Consider the following 20,152-nt stretch of genomic DNA (forward strand, 5'->3'; position numbering starts at 1 on the left):
CTGACACTTCGGGCGTAGTGGCGAAACAAGGTATCAGCTTTGCCGATCAAGCGTTTGTATCCGTCGCGGCATTAAAAGGAAAGTCGGCGACGAACAAATCCGAGCAAAAGATCACCTTCCACATCACGTTGGCCCGCCTGTCATTACCGTTGACACCCTCATGGATGGGCGTCTGACCTGTTTTACTCGCGCCTCGAACACAGCATCGTCGATCCACCTTGCCTGCTTTTGCCTATCCAGGCCGCGACATAGTCCATGATCAACGCCAGGGCGGCGGTGGCGGTGGCGAAGGAGACAGTTGCCCGGCTCCAGACCACTGGTTGGCGAGCGTGGGTGGGCACGAGCTCATGGACCCGGAATAACGCCAGCGCCACACTGCCCGATGGCTGCGACCAGTTCGCCCGATTCAGTGATTGAGTGCGCCACACTGGCCACTGACAGCGGCAGTGGGTACTGCGATGAGTTACCCTATGCACCAGGAAAACAGCGGTTATTCCGGGTACGAGGACGGGCTCACTTGAACACCAAAATCATCACCAGAGAGGGGCATGAGGCACTCAAGCAGGAGCTTGATCACCTCTGGCGCGTCTACCGGCCAGAGATCACGCAGAAGGTCGCCTGGGCCGCTTCGTTGGGTGATCGCAGCGAAAACGCCGATTACCAATACAACAAAAAATTGCTCAGAGAGATTGATCGACGGGTGCGCTACCTGCGCAAGCGCCTTGAAGACATGCGCGTGATCGATTATGCAGCGGAGCAGGAAGGCCGAGTGTTTTTTGGTGCCTGGGTAGAAATCGAAAACGAGGCGGCCGAGGTCAAGAAGTTTCGCGTGGTGGGTTACGACGAAATCTATGGGCGCATGGATTACATCTCCATTGACTCGCCCATGGCCCGAGCGTTGTTGAAAAAAGAGGTCGGGGATGAGGTGATCGTCCAGACCCCGACCGGAGAGGCGTTGTGGTTTATCAATGAAATCACCTATCCGAAATAGTCCGCCTGGATGAGCTATTAGGTTAGCCCTAAAGTTGCTCAAGCCTGTTGGCGTTCCCACGGCGTGGGAACAATCATTTTTGCACGCGATTTTATTGCCCCGCGAGAGATCGCCCGTCGTCCAGATGCCACACTGTCGCGCCGCAAACGCGGGATCTTGCGAAGGCAGTGGCACTGGTTGAGAGCAGGCTGAATGTACCGACCTCATTCGCGGGCAAGCTTTGCTCCAACAGATTAGTTATCGCCAGTAAAATCAATGACCTTTGTTTGATGATCGCCCAATCTGCACGGGCTTATTACCCCTCACGCAGTACCGTCAATGGACTCGCATTCAGGGCCCGACGCGTTCCAAATACACCCGCGCCGCCCACCAGCAGAGCGCCGATCAACGGCAGCAGCAACAGCCATACATGCGGATGCCATTGCAGATTAAAGGCGTATCGGTACAAGGCAAAACTCACCAGCTCGCAACCCAGCGCCGCGAGCACGCCACTGACCGCGCCGAGCAGGCCGAATTCGATACGCCGTGCCTTGGTCAATAGCGCCCGGTTGGCGCCCAATGCCCTAAGCAAGGCACCCTGACGAATACGCTCATCCAGCGTCGCCTGCAGTCCGGAAAACAACACAGCCATGCCCGCTGCGAGCACGAACAGCAACACGTACTGCACCGCCAGTGTCACCTGATCGAGGATGCTGCGCAGCTGTTCCAGCAGCGCCTCCACTTGGAGGATGGTCACCGCCGGGAAGGCGCGTGACAGCTCGACGATCTGCTGATCATTGCCAGGCGCCAGGTAGAAACTGGTGAGGTAGGTGGTGGGTACATCCTTGAGCGTGCCCGGCTGGAAGATCATGAAGAAGTTTGGCTGGAACGTGTCCCAGTTGATATCTCGCAGGCTGGTGACTTTGACCTCGCGGGTCAAACCGCCGATCACGAAGCTCAGGGTGTCGCCGAGCTTCATGTCCAGGCTCTTGGCCAACTTGGTTTCTACCGATACGCCGGGTATGGCATCGACCGCAGGCGGTTGATCGTTCGTCCACCACTGGCCTTCGGTAATGCTGTTGCCTTCGGGCAGCGTGGCGGCCCAGGTCAGATTGAGGTCGCGCTGAGTGGCGTTTTCACCGCGTGAGTCCTTGGTCACGAACTTGCTCACCGGCTCGCCATTGATGCTCATCAGTCGCCCAGGGATCATCGGGTAAAGCGGCGCGCTGTGGTTCGACAAGCGGCTCATGCGCTCGGCAAAGTTGTCCTTGTCGTTGGGCAGAATGTTCAGCGCGAAGTAGTTGGGTGCATCTTTGGGCAACTGGTTCTGCCAGGTGTCGAGCAGTTCGCCACGTAGCAGAGCGATCAACCCCATGGACAGCAGAATCAAGCCGAACGCCAGGGATTGTCCGGCCGCTGCCAACGGATGGCGCAGCAGCTGACCCAGGCCCAGACGCCATGGCAACGAGGCATTGGCCAGCAATCGACGCAAGCTTTGCAGGGCCAGCAGCAATACGCCGCCGAGCACCAGCGCCGCGATCAGCCCCCCGCCGAGCAGGGCGCAGGTCAGGACCAGATCCAGGCTCAGGCGCCACATGATCAGACCGAGCGCGAACAATGCGGCGCCATAGACCAGCCAGGTGCTTGCCGGGGTCGGCAGCATGTCACGGCGCAACACCCGCAGAGGTGGCACTCGGCCCAACGCCGCCAGTGGCGGTAGCGCAAAACCTGCCAGCGCGACCAGACCGGTGCCGATGCCGGCCAGCGCCGGAAGCACACCACCGGGAGGAACAGCCGCCGGTAGCAGGTTTTCGAGCAGATAAAACAGCCCCAGTTGTGCGAGCCAGCCGATGAGCGCTCCGGTCAGGCTCGCCACGATGCCGAGCATCGCCAGTTGCAGGCTGAACAAGACCAGCGCTTCGTTACGTGACAAACCAAGGCAGCGCAGCAGGGCGCTGGCGTCGAAACGCCTTACGGCAAAACGTGCTGCTGACAAGGCAACCGCCACGCCAGCCAGCAACACGGCCACCAAACTCGCCATGTTCAGGTAGCGCTCGGCTTTGCCCAGCGCGCCGCCAATCTGCTGATTGCCGTCGCGGGCGTCGTCGATTTTCTGGTTCGGTGCCAATCCTGGTTCAATGGCTTTGCGATACGCCGCCAGTGCTTCTGGCGTGCCGCGCCACAGATCGCGGTAGCTGACCCGGCTGCCGGGTTGCACCACGTTGGTGGCTTTGAGATCGGCAAGGTTAATCATCACCCGCGGCGTCAGGCTGTAGAAGTTACCGGCCTGATCCGGTTCGTAGGTCAGGACGCGGCTCAGCTTGAGGGTCTTTGCGCCCACGTCGATGCTGTCGCCGACCTTGATGTTCAGGGCCACGAGCACCCGTGCTTCGGCCCAGGCTTCGCCCGGTTGCGGCTCACTGCCGGACACTTCTGTCTCGTAGGGCGCAGCGGCACTTTTCAGTTCTCCGCGCAGGGGATATGCCGCATCTACCGCTTTGACGCTGGCCAGTTGAATGCCGGTGTCGGTGGCGACGACGCTGGAGAAAATCACTGTCTGTGAGTGGTCCAGCTTCAGCGTCGTGCCGGCGTCGATCTGTTCGGCGGTTGGCGGGCTGGAACCACCGAGCACCAAATCGGCACCGAGGAACTCGGTCGCACGCAGCAGCATTGCGCTATTGAGCCGCGCGCCGAAATAGCCGATTGCGGTACTGGCAGCGACCGCCACCACTAACGCGAAAAACAGTACTCGCAATTCACCGGCGCGGGCATCGCGCATCAGTTGACGGGCCGCGAGACTGAGCAGACGAAGAAACGGCAGACGTGCCATCAAGGCTCCAGAGGGGCGACCAAACGGCCACCTTCAAGACGGATCAGGCGCCGGCAACGATGAGCCAGGCGTTCGTCGTGGGTGACCAGCACCAGGGTTGTGTTGCGTTCTTTATTCAGTTCGAACAGCAGATCGCTGATGCGCTCACCGGTCTGGCTGTCGAGGTTGCCGGTGGGTTCATCAGCGAACAGCACGCTGGGATCGGCCGCGAAGGCGCGGGCGATGGCGACGCGCTGTTGCTCACCCCCTGAAAGCTGGCGTGGCGTATGGGTCAGGCGTTGGCCGAGGCCTACGCGCTCAAGCAGCCCGCGTGCCTGGTCCCGGGCGTCTTTACGGCCTTCCAGCTCCATGGGCAGCATGACGTTTCCAGCGCGTTGAGGCTGTCGAGCAACTGAAACGACTGGAACACGAAGCCGACGTGTTCGGCGCGGATGCGTGCGCGTTGGTCTTCGTCAAGGTCGCTGAGATTGCGTCCGGCCAGGGTCACCGATCCGGCGCTTGGCAGGTCCAGGCCGGCTAACAGGCCGAGGAGGGTGGATTTGCCCGAACCTGAGGCGCCGACGATGGCCAGTGTGTCGCCCTTGTTTAGTTCCAGGGAGAGTTCGTGCAGGATGGTCAGATCACCTTCGGTGCTGGGGACCACTTTGCTGAGGTTCCGAGCACTGAGAATACTTTCGCTCATGGAGAATCCGATGCGTGCGTGGTTTTTAAGTGCTGGCCTGGGTTTGCTGCTGTTGTCTCAAGGAGCGATGGCGGGCACGGTGCTAATCGTTGGCGATAGTATCAGCGCGGCTTTCGGCCTGGATACCCGGTTAGGATGGGTCAGCCTGTTGGAGCAGCGTCTGGCAAAGGAAGGTTACAACGATAAAGTGGTCAACGCCTCGGTCAGTGGCGACACCAGTGCCGGGGGCCAGGCGCGGCTGCCAGCGCTGCTTGCAGAGCATAAACCGAATCTGGTGGTGCTGGAGTTGGGTGGCAATGATGGCTTACGTGGCCAACCCCCGGCTCAATTGCAACAGAACCTTTCAGCAATGATCGACAGCTCCCGTGCGGCAGGTGCCAAAGTGCTGTTGCTGGGCATGCAGATTCCGCCCAATTACGGTCCTCGTTATACCCAGGCTTTCAAGGCGGTCTACAGCAATCTGGCGCAAGACAAGAACGTCGCGTTGGTGCCGTTTATGCTCGAAGGCGTGGGCGGCGTGCCGGAGTTTACTCAAGCCGATGGTTTGCACCCGGCGGCGAATGCCCAGGGCCGATTGCTGGAAAACGTCTGGCCGAGTCTAAAAGCACTACTTTAAAGGGCTGCGAGGCTTTTCTGGACGGGGGCTTTGGGCTAAGGTGGCGCCCCCGCTTTGGAGCCCCTCATGCCGCGCCGTCCTGCCTGGTCCCTTTTTGCTTATCAATTGATCGAGCCTGACGAACAGCTCGACCTGTTTGCGTGCCAGGAAATTCGGGTTCATCTGGTCGCGCGCCAACTGGAGCTGGCCGGTTCCGCCGACCGTACGCTGTGCGGCTCGTTGCTGCCTGCCCAGCCGCGCTGGTCGGCAGTCGAACAGACGATTTATCAGGACGAGCGATTGTGCCCGCTGTGTCGGGCAATCATCGATGCGCAGCGCCGAGGTTGGGCGCCTATCTGGCCTGAGCTGTAGGCCGTTAGCTGCAAGCAGTAAGCTCCAAGCCGCAAGCCTTACAGCGTGTTGATACCAGGAAGACGCTACTCCCGAACAGGTGGTAGGCAGTGTACAATCGCTTCTTTTAAGCCCGCCTGTTTACCCAAGGATCATCCGGATGTTGTCGCGCATTCCAGCCTTCGCCCGCTGTCTGTCGCTCGCTGCACTGTGTGCGGTTGGCCCTGTTTCTGCTTTGGAGTTTCCGTTGCCGCCGCCCGGTGAGGACATCATCGGCCAGGTTCAGACCGTCACCTCCAAGTATGAAGACACTTTCGCTGATCTGGCGACCCAGTACGATCTCGGTTATCTGGAAATGATCGCCGCCAACCCAGGCGTCGATGCCTGGCTGCCGGGCGTTGGCAAGCAGATCGTGCTGCCGACGCGTTTCATTCTGCCACCAGGTCCGCGCGAAGGCATCGTGATCAACCTGGCCGAATACCGTCTGTATTACTACCCCAAAGGCCGGAATGTGGTGTACACCTTTCCGCTGGGGATTGGTCGCGAGGGTTGGGGGTCGCCGGTCTCCACCACCAAGATCACGGCCAAGACGCCGAACCCGACCTGGACGCCACCCGCTTCGGTCAAGGCTGAGCATGCTGCGGATGGCGACATCCTGCCAGGCGTAGTTCCAGCGGGTCCGGACAATCCATTGGGCCCGTTCAAGTTTGGTCTGGGATTGCCCGGTTATCTGATCCACGGGTCCAACAAGAAGTTTGGCATCGGTATGCGTACCAGCCACGGCTGCTTTCGCATGTACAACAACAACGTGCTGCAAATGGCTGACATGGTCCCGGTGGGTACCACCGTGCGCATCATGAGCGAGCCATACAAGTTCGGCGTGAGCGGCGGCAAAGTGTATCTGGAGGCGCACACGCCGCTGGACGACAACGGTAATCCTTCGGTGGTCGACAAGCACACAGCTGTTATCAATGCATTGCTCAAGCGTGAAGATCTGGCCAATAACTTGCGGATCAATTGGGATGAAGTGCGTGATGTGGTTGCTGCCGAAGATGGCATGCCAGTAGAAATTGCAGTGCCGACAGGCATGCCCGTGGCACCGAGCGCCCCAGTCGTCTTGCAATAACACGACACCGATACCTGTCCGCCGGGCTCTTGAACAGGGGCTGAGCGGACGGGCTTTTTATTGCTTGGGAAAGACCGCCTGGGCGTGCTCACAGCAATAAAAAAGCCGACCCGGAACCGGGTCGGCTTATTAATAATCCCGAGGAATTATTACTTGCGGCTTGCCTTGTCCAACATACGCAGAGCGCGTTCGTTGGCTTCGTCAGCAGTTTGCTGAGCTTTTTGAGCGGCAGCCAGAGCTTCATCAGCCTTGCGATAGGCTTCATCGGCACGAGCTTGCGAACGAGCGGCTGCGTCTTCTGTTGCAGTCAGACGAGCTTCGGTTTCTTTGGATGCGCTGCTGCAACCGGTGGCCAGAACTGCGGCCAGAGCCAGAGCAGAGAATTTCAGAACGTTGTTCATCGTGTTCCCCTTAAAGGACTTCAATCAAATTAGTCATCTCTCGAAAATGAGAAAATGACCGGCGTACATACTACCCATTGTTTGTAGTAAGTAAACTGACGAAGCGCAAGAAGTGAACAAAATTCTTTGCTTTGAAAGTGTTCCATTCAACTTCTCACGTTTTTTGTACGAAAAAAGCATTCACTATCAGGCGAATAGGACTGACGGTGTACTGATATTAGGCGACGTCGAAGCGGTCTGCCTATGATCATAATCAACTCAGTTGCACTTGGTGGAGTGCTGCGCAGGTGTCATACCCGTTTGCCATTCCTGTATATCCCAATCTTATCTGTCCATGCGTTTTCGTGTGCGATGCAGGTGACTTCAAACCTGCATGAGCGTCTCAATGGACATTTGCCGGCGTTGTCCGGTTCCACTGTTAACGCAGTCAGATGTTCGGCAATGCATTTATAGACGATTCTCTTGAGCATATTCGGTAATGGCGCCTACTATCTGCACGTGCTCATTTGTTTGAGAACAGCAAAGCTCTTCTCGGTGTCCAAATCAGGCACAGGGTGGCGTAGCAGGCGGTATTAAAACGTAGCGAGCGAAGGCAAGACAAGGCAAAAAGGGGTGAAAAGCGGCCAGGGTCGTGATCGACTCTAGGGTTCTAAACGAGCATTTTTCGCCTGCTTTTTAACGCAGTATTGCGTGTATAGAGCCGAAGTCGCCCAGCCCGTAGTAGTTTTCATACCGCCTGTAGAGGTTCCTTCGCCGGAAAAACATCGGTAAGGTAGGGGTCAAAATCCAAGACCCGCGAGGAGCAGTGATGAGCGAGGCGTTGTTGATCCACCATGACAAGACCGGTCACCAGTTTGAAATAAACCTGGAAGGTCACCGTGCCTATCTGACGTATATGGATCTGGGCAAACAGACCCTGGATATTTATCGTACGTTCGTTCCCAGCGCACTTCGGGGACGAGGCATTGCGGCGGCATTGACCGAGCAGGCGCTCGATTACGCCGAAAGCATGGGTTACACCGTTATTCCATCGTGCTCCTACGTCGAGCGCTATATGGAGCGTAACCAGCGTCAAGCAGCAAAGATCTGATCGGTTTTACCCTTCACCCGCTGCCAATGAAAAACGCCGAGCATCTGCTCGGCGTTGTTGTTTCTGCATTTTGTAGACGGCAAGCTGTAAAAAACGATCAGCGTTTACGGTCAGGCAGAATTCCCTTGAGTTTGGCATGCATGCTGCGCAAGGTTTTTTCGGTGGTTTCCCAGTCGATGCAGGCGTCGGTGACCGACACGCCGTATTGCAAGTCAGCCAGGTCTTTCGGAATCGCCTGACTACCCCAGTTCAAGTGACTTTCCACCATCAGACCAATGATTGATTGGTTGCCTTCCAGAATCTGGTTGGCGACGTTCTCCATCACGAGCGGCTGCAGGGCAGGGTCCTTGTTAGAGTTCGCATGACTGGCGTCGACCATGATGTTCGGTTTGATCTTCGCCTTGTTCAGTGCTTGTTCGCACAGGGCGACGCTAACCGAATCATAGTTTGGCTTGCCGTTACCCCCGCGCAATACCACGTGACCGTAGGCGTTGCCTTTGGTGGTGACGATCGACACGCCGCCTTCCTGGTTGATGCCCAGGAAGCGATGCGGGCTGGAAACCGACTGCAGGGCGTTGATCGCTACGGTCAGGCCGCCATCGGTGCCGTTCTTGAAGCCGACTGCCGACGACAGGCCTGAGGCCATTTCCCGGTGAGTCTGCGATTCGGTGGTGCGCGCGCCAATGGCCGACCAACTGATCAGGTCCTGCAGGTATTGCGGGGAGATCGGGTCGAGGGCTTCGGTGGCCGTTGGCAGGCCTTTTTCAGCCAGTTCCAGCAGCAATTGGCGACCAATGTGCAGGCCGTCCTCAATCTTGAACGAGTCATCCAGGTACGGATCGTTGATCAGGCCTTTCCAGCCGACAGTGGTGCGTGGTTTCTCGAAATAGACGCGCATCACCAGATACAGGGTGTCAGACACGTCCTCAGCCAGGGCTTTCAAGCGGTCGGCGTATTCGTGGGCGGCCTTGAGGTCATGGATCGAGCATGGCCCGATCACGATGAACAGGCGATGATCCTTGCCATCGAGAATGTTGCGGATCACTTCGCGGCCCTTGCTCACGGTCTGCTGGGCGGCAGCGGTGAGGGGGATTTCGCGCTTGAGCTGATCCGGAGTGATCAGTGTCTCGTTGGAAGCAACGTTGAGATCGTCAATCGGTAAATCAGCCATCGTGTTACTCATCAGGTCACGGATGCTGGCCGCCAACGTCCCCGTGCGGCGGAGCCGAGCATGATTGAGCGCAGCGGGGGAGCGGAACCTTAGCGCGTTACCCCGCCTTTGGACAATGGGTAAACGACGCTTTCGTCCAGTCGGCATGGCTCATTGAACCTAAACACTCAATCTTGTGACGGCTTTACCAGGTGGAATTTGTAAACTTCCCACGCGCCAGGCATATAGTGTGCAGTCAACCTTGGGGGGAGTGGCGTGGACCAACTGCAACTGACTGATTTCGACGTTGACCATCAATTACTGTCGCTGGGCGGTACTTCATTGCTGATTTTTACCAGCGTTGGCTGCTCCAGTTGTCGCTGGGCGCAGCATCATTTACCCCGGCAAACGTTGCCCGTGGATCGACTCTGTTGGATTGATGCGCAAGAGAATGCCGGCGCGGTACAACGCTACGGTGTGTTTCATCTGCCTGCACTCTTCGTCGTGCGCGACGGCGAGTTCTTCGGGCCATTGCGTAGCACGCTGCAGGTAGACGACATCAGCCAAGGGCTTGATCGGGCCTTGAATCTGCCCCCCGACGAATTACCTTGAATGGGACCCACATGACCAACGATAACTCAAAACCGCGCATCGGCATTATTGGCACCGGCGCCATCGGCGGCTTTTATGGCCTGATGCTGGCGCGTGCCGGTTACGACGTACACTTTTTACTGCGCAGCGAATTCAGCGCTGTTTCGCAACACGGCCTACGTTTGGACAGTCAGGTTCACGGCCTGCTGACACTGGACAATGTGCAGGCTTACTCGTCCGCCGCCGACATGCCGCCTTGCGAGTGGTTGCTGGTAGGTGCCAAGACCACCAATAACGCCGAGCTGGCGCCGGCCATCGCTCAGGCTGCGGCGCCCAATGCCAAGGTGCTGTTGCTGCAGAATGGCTTGGAGGTCGAGGATGAACTGCGACCTTTGTTGCCGGACTCGCTGCACCTGTTGGGCGGGTTGTGTTTCATCTGCGTGCACCGCACCGGCCCTGGGCAGATCGCGCATCAGGCGTTCGGCGCGGTCAACCTGGGTTATCACAGTGGCCCGGGTTACGGTAATAGCTTGCGGCAGTCGATCCTTGAGCACGGCGCCAACCTGTTCCGTGCAGCAGGCATAGAGTCGCAGGCGATGGACAATCTGCATCAGGCACGTTGGCAGAAACTGGTGTGGAATATTCCTTATAACGGTCTATCGGTCCTGCTCGGTACGGGCACCACGGCGCTGATGGCTGATGCCGACAGCGCTGAGCTGATTCACGAAGTGATGAACGAAGTGGTGGAGGGCGCTCAGGCGTGCGGTTACGACTTGCCTGCGGGCTACGCGGAGCGGTTGTTCAACGTCACTCGGCAGATGCCGGATTATCTGCCCAGCATGTACCATGACTTCATCGAAAAACGCCCGCTTGAGCTGGAGGCCATCTACGCCAAACCACTGGCTGCGGCACTGGCAGCCGGGCATGACATGCCGAAGATCCGCGCCTTGCACCATGCGCTGTCATTTATTGATCGCAGGAATCGTTAAGCCAGGCAGGGGACGCAACTGTAGGAGCGAATTGGTTGTTCGGGCGCAAGAGACCTGTCTGAAGTGCCGCCCTCTCGCGAATGAACTCGCTCCTACAGAGGATGTGATCCCTTTGAAACGTGTTTCGATGGATGAGAGAAGCCCATGGCCAACGAGTTAGTGACAAAAGCGCCGAGTAACAAGCTGGTATTGGCGATCTCCTCGCGGGCGCTGTTCGACCTGCGTGAGAGCCATCAGATTTATATGGCCGAGGGCGTTGCGGCCTATCGTCAGTACCAGATCGACCATGAAGACGAAGTACTTGAACAAGGCGATGCGTTTCAGTTAGTGCAAAAACTGCTGAGTCTCAACGCCAGTCTGAGCAAGGCGCGGGTCGAGGTCGTGCTGGTGTCGCGTAACAGCGCCGACACTGGTTTGCGCGTGTTTAATTCGATCCAGCATTACGGCCTGGATATTTCTCGCGCGGCGTTCGTCGGCGGGCGCAGTCCGTTTCCGTACCTGGCCGCATTCGGTAGCCATCTGTTTCTATCTACCCACGCGGAGGATGTACGCAGCGCGCTGGACGCCGGTTTCGCAGCAGCCACGATTCTCTCCGGTGGCGCCAGACGTGCCGCCAGCGCTGAATTGCGGATCGCCTTCGACGGCGACGCCGTGCTGTTTTCTGACGAGTCGGAACGGGTCTATCAGTCTGGCGGCCTGGAAGCCTTTCAGGCCAGCGAACGGGAAGCGGCACGCCGACCTTTGAGCGGTGGACCTTTCAAGCCGTTCCTGGAAGCGTTGAATCTGCTGCAGCGCGAGTTTGCGGAAGAATCGTGCCCAATTCGTACCGCGCTGGTCACCGCCCGGTCTGCGCCAGCTCATGAACGTGTGATTCGCACGCTTCGCGAATGGGATATTCGTTTGGACGAGTCGCTGTTCCTGGGAGGGCTGGACAAATCCGCTTTCCTTGAAGCGTTCGCGGCCGATGTTTTTTTCGATGATCAGCCAGGCCACTGCGAGAGAGCGCGTGAGGTCGTCGCCACCGGCCATGTGCCCCACGGCATCAGCAACGAACTAAAACCGTGACCCTTTAGACCTCAATGATGTATCGGACCGGTTGGTTTCCCTGCGCGCTGCTAAGCTGAATTTCAGATCTGAGCAAATGGCCTGCGTGCCGCTTGTAGTCCAGCGTCTGCTTTGCCGTTTCTGGCTGTCCGGAGGTCCCATGATTCGTTCGATGCTCTATGCCACGGACCTCGGTCTGTATGCGCCGTACGTCTTGCAGCACGCGTTGGCACTGGCTCGAACTTTCAACGCCGAGCTGTACGTGATTCATGTCGTAGAACCCATGGGGCTGTTCGCTGAGTCAGTGTTACAGAGTTATCTGGCGGAGGATGTGCTCAAAGAGCTGCACAGCGAGGGTATCAACAATGTCATTGACGGTATTGAGCAGCGGGTGCTCGCAGGGTTTCGCGATGAGCTGGGGGAAGGGCACAAAGATCTCGAATTGATCCGTACCGTGCGGGTTGTCCAGGGTGATCCATCCAACGTAATACTTGAACAGGCGCAGAAGCTGGAGGTCGATCTGGTGGTGGTGGGTAGCCACAGTCATGGTACGCAGGGGGACACGCCGATTGGCCGGACCGCAGCGCGGGTGCTGCAGCTTTGCGAGGTCCCCGTGTACATGGTGCCCATGATTCAGAACCGTTCGAGGGATTAAACGGGTTGAAACGTGAAATCCAGCGTGCCATTACCGTCTAAAAGTGATAAAAAGTTCTAGCTAAGCTATTCTGACCATTAATCCAGTTATATACCGTCGTGATGCCCGTGGCGTCTTCCGGCTTTGAGGGACACATATGAAGCTTCAACAACTGCGCTACATCTGGGAAGTGGCGCACCACGACCTCAACGTTTCGGCTACGGCGCAGAGTCTGTACACCTCTCAGCCAGGCATCAGCAAACAGATCCGTCTGTTGGAAGACGAATTGGGGGTCGAGGTTTTTGCTCGCAGCGGCAAACACTTGACCCGAGTGACGCCTGCGGGGGAGCGAATCATTACCACGGCAGGGGAAATCCTGCGCAAGGTCGAAAGCATCAAGCAGATTGCTCAGGAATTCTCTAACGAGAAAAAGGGCACGCTGTCGATCGCAACTACACATACCCAAGCACGTTATGCGTTGCCGCCGGTGATCAGCAATTTCATCAAGCAATACCCGGACGTCGCGCTGCACATGCATCAGGGCTCGCCGATGCAAATCGCCGAAATGGCAGCCGACGGCACCGTCGATTTCGCGATTGCCACCGAAGCGCTTGAGCTGTTCGGTGATCTGGTGATGATGCCGTGCTACACATGGAACCGCTGTGTGGTGGTGCCGCAAGGTCATCCGCTGACCAAGGTGCCGAAACTGACCCTGGAAATTCTCGCCGAATACCCGATCGTGACCTACGTATTTGGTTTCACGGGCCGCTCCAAGCTCGACGAGGCGTTCAACCACCGTGGCCTGACACCTAAAGTGGTGTTCACCGCCGCCGACGCCGACGTGATCAAAACCTATGTGCGTCTTGGCCTGGGTGTCGGCATCGTCGCCAAGATGGCCGTTGACTCGAAACTGGACAGTGATCTGGTGGTGCTCGATGCCAGCGAATTGTTCGAGGCCAGCGTGACCAAGATCGGTTTCCGCCGTGGGACCTTCCTGCGCGGTTTTATGTGCGATTTCATCGAGAAATTCGCCCCGCACCTGACCCGCGACGTCATGGCTAAAGCGATCCAGTGCCATAACAAGCAGGAACTCGAAGAACTGTTCCACGGGGTGGTGCTGCCGGAGCATTGATTCGCCGGACTGTCATTCAGCAATCCGCGTCGTCTGTAGGCGCGAACTTGTTCGCGAGGCAACGTAATTGATGCAGCGCCTAAGTCGCTTCGCCAACACGTTGGCTCCTACAGGAGATGCGCTCGTCCACCTACGCCTTGCCGATCAAATTTCCCGCATGCAGCCCGCATTCTTTCTGCGTGGCTTCCTCCCACCACCAGCGACCTTCGCGTTCGTGCTGATTAGGTAGGACAGGGCGGGTGCAGGGTTCGCAGCCGATACTGATGAACCCTTTTTCGTGCAAGGTATTGAATGGCAACTCCAACATACGAATGTAGTTCCACACATCCTCGCTGGTCATCTGCGCCAGCGGATTGAATTTGTACAGCGGGCGTTCGGGTGTCGAGAATGCGCCGTCGATTTCAACCACCGCCACGCTGTTACGGGTGCTCGGGCTCTGGTCCCGACGTTGTCCGGTCGCCCAGGCGGTTACGCCGGTCAGCTTGCGCCGCAGTGGCTCGATCTTGCGGATGCCGCAGCATTCGCCATGCCCGTCCTTGTAGAAGCTGAACAGGCCCTTTTCTTTGACGAAGGGCTCCAGGGCGCGCTGATCTGGCGAAACAATATCGATGTCGATTTTGTACTGCTCGCGCACCTGCTCAATAAAGCGATAGGTTTGCGGGTGCAGTCGACCCGTGTCGAGGCTGAAGACCTTGACGTTCTTGTTGATCTTCCAGGCCATATCGACCAACACCACGTCTTCAGCGCCGCTGAAGGAAATCCACAACTCATCACCGAAATGCTGAAAGGCAAATTTGAGAATGTCCTGAGCGGATTTGTTGGCGTAAGTCGCGGCGATTTCGGCGACATCGAACGGGTGACTCATCAGGCGGCTTCCTAATATTGAGTGGCGCTTAAGCGCTCGTAATGGCGCCGATGGTAACAAAATCCGTTGGTAATTTGCCTATAACCTGTATTTGCGCCGGCCCGATCCAGTGGTTAGAGTGCCGCTTCTTTAATGTTCATCGAGGAGATTTTTGTGGAAATTGCCTGTCTCGACCTGGAAGGTGTCCTAGTCCCGGAAATCTGGATCGCGTTCGCGGAAAAAACCGGTATTGAGTCACTACGGGCGACCACGCGGGACATTCCGGACTACGACGTGCTGATGAAGCAGCGTCTGCGCATTCTCGATGAGCACGGGCTAAAGCTGTCGGACATTCAGCAAGTGATTGGCACGCTGAAGCCGCTGGATGGCGCGGTCGAGTTCGTCAATTGGCTGCGCGAGCGGTTTCAGGTGGTGATTCTGTCGGACACGTTCTATGAATTCTCCCAGCCACTGATGCGTCAGTTGGGTTTTCCGACGTTGCTTTGCCATCGTCTGATCACTGACGAGACGGATCGCGTCGTCAGCTACCAATTGCGTCAAAAAGATCCCAAGCGTCAATCGGTACTGGCCTTCAAGAGCCTGTACTACCGCGTCATCGCCGCGGGTGATTCGTACAACGACACCACCATGCTGGGCGAAGCGGATGCTGGCATCCTGTTCCATGCGCCGGAAAACGTGATTCGCGAGTTTCCGCAATTCCCGGCGGTACACACCTTTGATGAGTTGAAACAGGCGTTCATCAAGGCCTCGAATCGAGAGTTGAGTCTGTAATAACGACCGTTGGAGGCTTGCCCGCGAAGGCGTCAGTACATCCGGCGCATTTTCAGCGTCTGATGAATCTTCGCGGGCAAGCCTCCAACACTCGCACAGTCCAGACGTTACATTCCCTCCAGCGTCTCCAACAACACGCGCACTTTGGTCAATGACTCTTGATACTCGGCCTCGCCATCTGAATCGGCGACGATCCCGCCGCCGCCCCAGCAAGCTATCTGCCCATCCTTGGCCAACAGGCTGCGAATGGTGATGGAACTGTCCATCTCGCCGCGTACGTCCAGATACAGCAACGAGCCGCAGTACAACGCGCGTCGGGTTGGCTCCAGTTCGTCGATGATCTGCATCGCGCGTATCTTCGGCGCCCCGGTAATCGAGCCGCCGGGAAAGCTGCCGCCCAGCAAGTCCAGCGCATCTTTGCCTGCGGCCAGTTCGCCGATGACGCTACTGACCAGATGATGCACGTTCGGGTAGCTTTCCAGGCTGAACAACTCGGGAACCTTGACTGAGCCAATCCGACAGGTGCGTCCCAGATCATTACGCAGTAAATCGACGATCATCAGGTTTTCTGCACGGTCCTTTGCGCTGGCCAGCAATTCACCAGCGTAGGCGGCATCTTCGGCTGCATCTTTGCCCCGTGGGCGAGTGCCTTTGATCGGGCGGGTTTCAACCTGGCGCTGGCTGACCTTGACGAAACGTTCGGGCGACAGGCTAAGGATTGCATCACCTTCGGGCAGCGTCAGGTAGCCCGAGAAAGGCGTTGGGCAGGCAATCCGCAATGCGCAGTACGCCGTCCATGGATCGCCTGTGTAACCGGCACGAAAACGCTGCGTGAGGTTGACCTGATAGCAATCGCCCGCGTGAATGTAATGCTGAATCCGCTCGAACGATTGCCGGTATTGCTCGGCGCTGATGTCGGTTTGGAAAGGGCCGGTCAGGGCAAAATGTCCGTTTTCAACTGTCTCTGTTTCACTGAACAACGAAATCAACCGCTGCTGCTCGTCTTGTGCGAGAGCAGGGTGAAATACCAATTGGCTCGTCTGCTCAAGGTGGTCGCTGACCAGCGCCCAGGCATAAACCCCAAGTCGGGCAGAGGGTAAACGTAGATCGTCTGCAGACTGTCGCGGCAGCGGTTCGAGCAAGCGTCCAAAGTCATAGGCCAGGTAACCGATCAGGCCACCTGCGAAAGGCAGCGGGCAATTATCCGGTAATTGCGCCTCGCCCAGTTGCAGCAGGCTGTCGCGTAGGCGCTGGACAAATGCCAGGCCGGACTCACCCGCTTGCGGCAGCAGTTGCTCCAGCGGCCAGGCGCTGAGAACGTCGAAGCGTCCACGATTGGCTTCGGGCCTGCCACTGTCTAGCAGCACCGCACCGGGCGCATGACGAATGACCGAGAAAAAACCCGAAGGGTTGGCGCGGTAGGTGAGCGGATGTACAGAGCAGGTTGGCATGCGAAGACAGTCAGTCATGGAGCGCGGGAGGGCGATTGTAGTCCTCTGGTGGTTTGAGTCCTAGTGGGTAGAGCCGGGGACAGATTCATTTACGGTGAAGCGCTGTCAATAAATCAGTCCCCTCGCGCCATGAACGCACTGGAGCGTGGCGGCAGTAAACCCGATGTGAGTGGTCTGCCAGTCACCCCGCATGCGCACATCAAACATGGCCAAACAGTTCCTGCACGAACTTCACCCGTTCTTCCGGGCTTTCCACCTGGCCTTCAACGGCAAGCTGTTCCAGCCTGTTCTCGACTGCGCGGGTGCGATGGGTCAGGCCGCAATCGTTGGCGATCTGGATGTTCAGGCCGGGGCGGGCATTGAGTTCGAGGATCAATGGGCCATGGTCCTGATCCAGCACCATGTCAACGCCAATGTAGCCCAGGCCGCACAGCTCGTAACACCCGGCCGCAAGCTTTATGAAGCCATCCCAATTGGGCAATTGCACGCCGTCCACCGCATTGGTGGTGTCGGGGTGCTTGCTGATGATGTTGTTGAGCCAGGTGCCGCGCAGGGTCATGCCGGTGGCAAGATCGACGCCCACGCCGATGGCGCCCTGATGCAGGTTGGCCTTGCCGCCGGACTGACGGGTCGGCAGGCGCAACATTGCCATGACCGGATAGCCCATCAAAACGATCACTCGAATGTCAGGCACGCCCTCATAGCTGATGCTTTTGAAGATGGGGTCGGGAGTGACGCGGTATTCGATCAGTGCGCGGTCGCGATGCCCGCCCAGCGAATACAGGCCCGTAAGGATGCTGGAAATCTGATGTTCTATCTCATCGTGGCTGATGATGCGCCCGGAGATGGTCCTGAAACGCTCTTCAAAGCGATCGGCTATCACCAGAATGCCATCACCGCCGGCACCCTGAGCTGGCTTGATCACGAAGTCGTTATGCCCATCGATAATGTCGTCGAGTTTGCTGATCTCTTTCTCGGTAGAAATGATCCCGTACATTTGCGGCACTTGAATACCGGCAGCGATGGCCCGTTCCTTGGTGATGATCTTGTCATCGACGATGGGGTACAGGCTGCGCTTGTTGTACTTGAGCACATAGTCGGCGTTACGCCGGTTGATGCCCATGATCCCCTTGGCCTCCAGCGCCTTCCAGGTTTTCCACCATCCGATCATTTGGCGCCGTCCCGAGGGTTGTCTTCCTTAATGAAGGCTTTGAAACGAATCAGCTCGGTCAGACGGTAGCCGCGGTAGCGTCCCATCGCCAGCATGAAGCCCACTAAAATCAACAGCACCGCGGGGAAGGTGAACACGAAGTAGATCAACTCCGGCACGCTCATGATGATGTGCGCCAGTGATGCCGCGAATAGCGTACCGATGGCGACTTTCATGGCGTGGCCGCCGCCGCGTTCTTCCCAGGTGATCGACAGGCGTTCGATGGTCATGGTTAGAATCACCATCGGGAACAGCGCCACTGACAGCCCACGCTCCAAGCCAAGTTTGTGGCTGAACAGACTGATGGCGGCGATCAGCACCACCACAAAGGTCAGTACGACCGACAGGCGCGGCAGCATTTGCAGCTTGAGGTGCTCCAGGTACGAACGCAGTGACAGGCCGAGCGCCGTGATGATGGTGAACAGCACGATGCCAAAGCCCAATTGTGTCTCGCGAAATGCCAGCGCAATCAGTACCGGGGTGAACGTGCCGAGGGTTTGCAGGCCGATCAGGTTGCGCAAAATCAGAATCACCAGCACGCCAATCGGGATCATCACCATGATCATGAAGGTTTGCTGGGTCTGTAGCGGCAGGCCGTACAGCGAGTATTCAAGGAAGTCGGCATCGGTGCTGTCGTCGGTCAGCTTGGCCAGGCGGATGGCGTTCATCTCGCTGTTGTTCAGGGTGAAATTGACTGTGGCCTTTTTGCCGCCCTCGACTGTGATCAGGTTTTCATCGCCGATCCACCACAGCAAGCGGTCCTGCGGCAAGCCCGCTTCGCCTGTGTCCGGGTTGAAGTACAGCCAATCTTTGCCATTGAAGCTGCGTAACCACAGTTCCGGGGTTTGCGGCTGATTGGCGACGAGGCGGATGGTGTGGACCTTTTCAACCGGAACATGCGCGATAGACAGCAGGATTTCAGTGATTCGCGCCTTGTTCTGCACTGACGGATCCCCCGCCAGCAGCAGCTTGACGTTGTCGTCGCTCAGATTGTTGACACGCTTGATAGCTTCGGTGACGAAGGTCTCGACGTCCGCCGAGTGCTGGCGAATGGGGGCGAGTAACGCGTCGGCGGCGATTTTTTCCGGGCCCTCGACGGCGATGCTGTCGCGAAATATCGGGCCTTTGACCTTGGCTTTTTCGCCGCTGTAGCGTTTGGTCAGAACCAGTCGGTAATACAACGTCTGGTTGCCGTTGGCGCGCCGCGCCGACCAGGTGACTTTGCGGTTGCCGTCGGCGCGATTGACGCTGACACCGTAGTTATTGGAGATAAAGCTCTCGTTGAGACTGACGTAATCGCGCACCAGCGGGGGCACGAACATCTGGATTTTGACCGGGTCTTTCGGGTTGGCGACGAACTCGACTTTGGCGTCGATGTTCCACAGGTCGTCTGTTTCATCTTCGGTTACCGGAATGCCGAGAACCAATATCTGATAAGCCGTGATCGCAATGCCCAGTGCCACCAGGGTTGTGATCAGGATTTTCAGATGGAGGGTAAGAGCGCGCATGTAGTTACTCGGCGGTTAAAGCATCGGTGGCACAGGCTGGTTTGCCCGCTGCGTATTTAAGGCTGGGATCGACCAGCGCGTCGAAGTGTTTCAGTGCTTCGGAGCCAATCAAAAGTGGGTATTGGAATGCACTTCGGTCGGTCAAGTTCACTTCTATGCTTCTTAAAGAAGAGCCCATGCACACCGTCAGGCTGATGACCGGCCGCGCGGTGTATTTTTTCTCGTCATCGGGGTCGATATCGCCAGCGCGTCGCTTGATTTTGCTGACCCGCGCCAGTGGCCGTTCAATAGGGTGCGCGTGGGCGTCGTCAATGGCTAGATAGAAACGAACCCAGGACTCGCCATCACGCTTGAAACGCTTGATGTCGCGTGCGCTGAGTGAAGCGGTTTTTGCCCCGGTGTCGAGTTTTGCCGCCACTTGCAGGTCGATATCGGCAAGTTCGGCGTATTCATTCAGGCCATAGACGGTCTTGTCGGCAGCGATGCATGGGCTGATAAGCAAAGGACATAGAAAGAACAGGAAGGGTTTGAGGCTCATAAGTCCTGACGCGATGAAGAGTAGCGTGGAGCTTTAATTGTGGTGTTCAGGTCTTGGACCTGCATGGGCATCCCTGATAGGGCCGCGTAGCCGAGCAGGTAAAGCTGCGGATCAACGTCAGCCAGCCGATGCGGTCGGCATTCTAGCATGAAGGTTCAGAACGGTACTGAGGCACAGGTGCTTTCGCCACGATTTGGAGTGTGGGTGTGCAATTGCCTTATTAG

Annotated in this window: 19 protein-coding genes and 2 pseudogenes; 11 read left to right on the forward strand and 10 right to left on the reverse strand. The window is 57.6% G+C overall.

Going from position 1 to position 20,152, the window contains the following annotated elements; genetic code table 11:
* Window positions 1–272: 272 nt before the first annotated feature.
* Window positions 273–392, reverse strand: a pseudogene (locus VGC62_RS27680) (MFS transporter); the annotation flags it as partial.
* Between the two features lie 125 nt (window positions 393–517).
* Here VGC62_RS27680 and greB point away from each other — a divergent pair.
* Window positions 518–991, forward strand: a complete 474-nt coding sequence (greB, locus tag VGC62_RS10430; RefSeq protein ID WP_331187001.1) for a transcription elongation factor GreB — start codon at window positions 518–520, stop codon at window positions 989–991.
* A 295-nt stretch (window positions 992–1,286) separates the two neighbouring features.
* Here greB and VGC62_RS10435 read toward each other — a convergent pair whose 3' ends face one another.
* Both VGC62_RS10435 and VGC62_RS10440 read right to left on the reverse strand, forming a co-directional pair.
* Window positions 1,287–3,800, reverse strand: coding sequence for an ABC transporter permease (locus tag VGC62_RS10435; protein ID WP_331187002.1), 2,514 nt, complete (start codon window positions 3,798–3,800; stop codon window positions 1,287–1,289).
* Window positions 3,800–4,482: pseudogene (locus VGC62_RS10440) on the reverse strand (ABC transporter ATP-binding protein). Before VGC62_RS10440 ends, VGC62_RS10435 begins: the two are co-directional and overlap by 1 nt.
* Before the next feature lie 10 nt (window positions 4,483–4,492).
* Here VGC62_RS10440 and VGC62_RS10445 point away from each other — a divergent pair.
* From VGC62_RS10445 to VGC62_RS10455, 3 genes are all read left to right on the forward strand, one after another.
* Window positions 4,493–5,098: an arylesterase gene (locus VGC62_RS10445; RefSeq protein WP_331187003.1), complete on the forward strand. Its 606-nt coding sequence runs from the start codon at window positions 4,493–4,495 to the stop codon at window positions 5,096–5,098.
* A 66-nt stretch (window positions 5,099–5,164) separates the two neighbouring features.
* Window positions 5,165–5,449 (forward strand): hypothetical protein, encoded by a 285-nt coding sequence (locus tag VGC62_RS10450; RefSeq protein WP_331187004.1) that lies wholly within the window; start codon window positions 5,165–5,167, stop codon window positions 5,447–5,449.
* Window positions 5,450–5,588: 139 nt separating this feature from the next.
* Window positions 5,589–6,554, forward strand: a complete 966-nt coding sequence (locus VGC62_RS10455) for a L,D-transpeptidase family protein (protein ID WP_331187005.1) — start codon at window positions 5,589–5,591, stop codon at window positions 6,552–6,554.
* 149 nt (window positions 6,555–6,703) lie between these two features.
* On the opposite strand, the gene oprI is transcribed toward VGC62_RS10455, so the two are convergent.
* On the reverse strand, window positions 6,704–6,955 hold the full coding sequence (gene oprI, locus VGC62_RS10460; protein WP_003199355.1) for an outer membrane lipoprotei OprI: 252 nt from the start codon (window positions 6,953–6,955) through the stop codon (window positions 6,704–6,706).
* A gap of 808 nt (window positions 6,956–7,763) precedes the next feature.
* Between oprI and VGC62_RS10465 the strand changes: the two genes are divergently transcribed.
* Window positions 7,764–8,045 carry a GNAT family N-acetyltransferase gene (locus VGC62_RS10465; RefSeq protein WP_331187006.1) on the forward strand — a complete coding sequence of 94 codons (282 nt, stop codon included), beginning with the start codon at window positions 7,764–7,766 and terminating at the stop codon, window positions 8,043–8,045.
* A 97-nt stretch (window positions 8,046–8,142) separates the two neighbouring features.
* Here VGC62_RS10465 and VGC62_RS10470 read toward each other — a convergent pair whose 3' ends face one another.
* A complete protein-coding gene (locus VGC62_RS10470; RefSeq protein ID WP_331187007.1) occupies window positions 8,143–9,216 on the reverse strand; it encodes a 3-deoxy-7-phosphoheptulonate synthase in 1,074 nt (357 codons plus the stop codon).
* A gap of 255 nt (window positions 9,217–9,471) precedes the next feature.
* Between VGC62_RS10470 and VGC62_RS10475 the strand changes: the two genes are divergently transcribed.
* The 5 genes from VGC62_RS10475 to cysB all read left to right on the forward strand — a co-directional run bounded on the left by VGC62_RS10475 (window position 9,472) and on the right by cysB (window position 13,585).
* The gene (locus VGC62_RS10475) at window positions 9,472–9,807 is read left to right on the forward strand and encodes a thioredoxin (RefSeq protein ID WP_331187008.1); all 336 of its coding nucleotides are present in this window, start codon (window positions 9,472–9,474) and stop codon (window positions 9,805–9,807) included.
* Window positions 9,808–9,818: 11 nt separating this feature from the next.
* Complete coding sequence (locus VGC62_RS10480) at window positions 9,819–10,775, forward strand: putative 2-dehydropantoate 2-reductase (RefSeq protein WP_331187009.1); 957 nt, start codon at window positions 9,819–9,821, stop codon at window positions 10,773–10,775.
* A 144-nt stretch (window positions 10,776–10,919) separates the two neighbouring features.
* Complete coding sequence (locus tag VGC62_RS10485) at window positions 10,920–11,840, forward strand: 5'-nucleotidase (protein WP_414705781.1); 921 nt, start codon at window positions 10,920–10,922, stop codon at window positions 11,838–11,840.
* A gap of 139 nt (window positions 11,841–11,979) precedes the next feature.
* Complete coding sequence (locus tag VGC62_RS10490) at window positions 11,980–12,474, forward strand: universal stress protein (protein WP_331187010.1); 495 nt, start codon at window positions 11,980–11,982, stop codon at window positions 12,472–12,474.
* A gap of 136 nt (window positions 12,475–12,610) precedes the next feature.
* On the forward strand, window positions 12,611–13,585 hold the full coding sequence (gene cysB / locus VGC62_RS10495; RefSeq protein ID WP_331187011.1) for an HTH-type transcriptional regulator CysB: 975 nt from the start codon (window positions 12,611–12,613) through the stop codon (window positions 13,583–13,585).
* A 130-nt stretch (window positions 13,586–13,715) separates the two neighbouring features.
* On the opposite strand, the gene VGC62_RS10500 is transcribed toward cysB, so the two are convergent.
* Window positions 13,716–14,450: a phosphoadenylyl-sulfate reductase gene (locus VGC62_RS10500; protein ID WP_331187012.1), complete on the reverse strand. Its 735-nt coding sequence runs from the start codon at window positions 14,448–14,450 to the stop codon at window positions 13,716–13,718.
* 153 nt (window positions 14,451–14,603) lie between these two features.
* On the opposite strand from VGC62_RS10500, the gene thrH reads away from it, so the two are divergent.
* Window positions 14,604–15,221: a bifunctional phosphoserine phosphatase/homoserine phosphotransferase ThrH gene (gene thrH, locus VGC62_RS10505; RefSeq protein ID WP_331187013.1), complete on the forward strand. Its 618-nt coding sequence runs from the start codon at window positions 14,604–14,606 to the stop codon at window positions 15,219–15,221.
* A 107-nt stretch (window positions 15,222–15,328) separates the two neighbouring features.
* Here the strand turns inward: thrH and pabB are convergent, their stop codons facing one another.
* The 4 genes from pabB to VGC62_RS10525 form a co-directional block, all read right to left on the reverse strand.
* A complete protein-coding gene (gene pabB / locus VGC62_RS10510; RefSeq protein WP_331187014.1) occupies window positions 15,329–16,672 on the reverse strand; it encodes an aminodeoxychorismate synthase component I in 1,344 nt (447 codons plus the stop codon).
* A gap of 199 nt (window positions 16,673–16,871) precedes the next feature.
* Complete coding sequence (locus tag VGC62_RS10515; protein ID WP_331187023.1) at window positions 16,872–17,840, reverse strand: alpha-L-glutamate ligase-like protein; 969 nt, start codon at window positions 17,838–17,840, stop codon at window positions 16,872–16,874.
* Complete coding sequence (locus VGC62_RS10520) at window positions 17,840–19,390, reverse strand: inactive transglutaminase family protein (RefSeq protein ID WP_331187015.1); 1,551 nt, start codon at window positions 19,388–19,390, stop codon at window positions 17,840–17,842. Before VGC62_RS10520 ends, VGC62_RS10515 begins: the two co-directional genes overlap by 1 nt.
* Before the next feature lie 4 nt (window positions 19,391–19,394).
* The gene (locus tag VGC62_RS10525) at window positions 19,395–19,928 is read right to left on the reverse strand and encodes an ATP-dependent zinc protease (protein WP_331187016.1); all 534 of its coding nucleotides are present in this window, start codon (window positions 19,926–19,928) and stop codon (window positions 19,395–19,397) included.
* Between the last annotated feature and the right edge of the window lie 224 nt (window positions 19,929–20,152).

The sequence above is a fragment of the Pseudomonas sp. genome, assembly GCF_036404235.1.
Lineage (GTDB): Bacteria > Pseudomonadota > Gammaproteobacteria > Pseudomonadales > Pseudomonadaceae > Aquipseudomonas.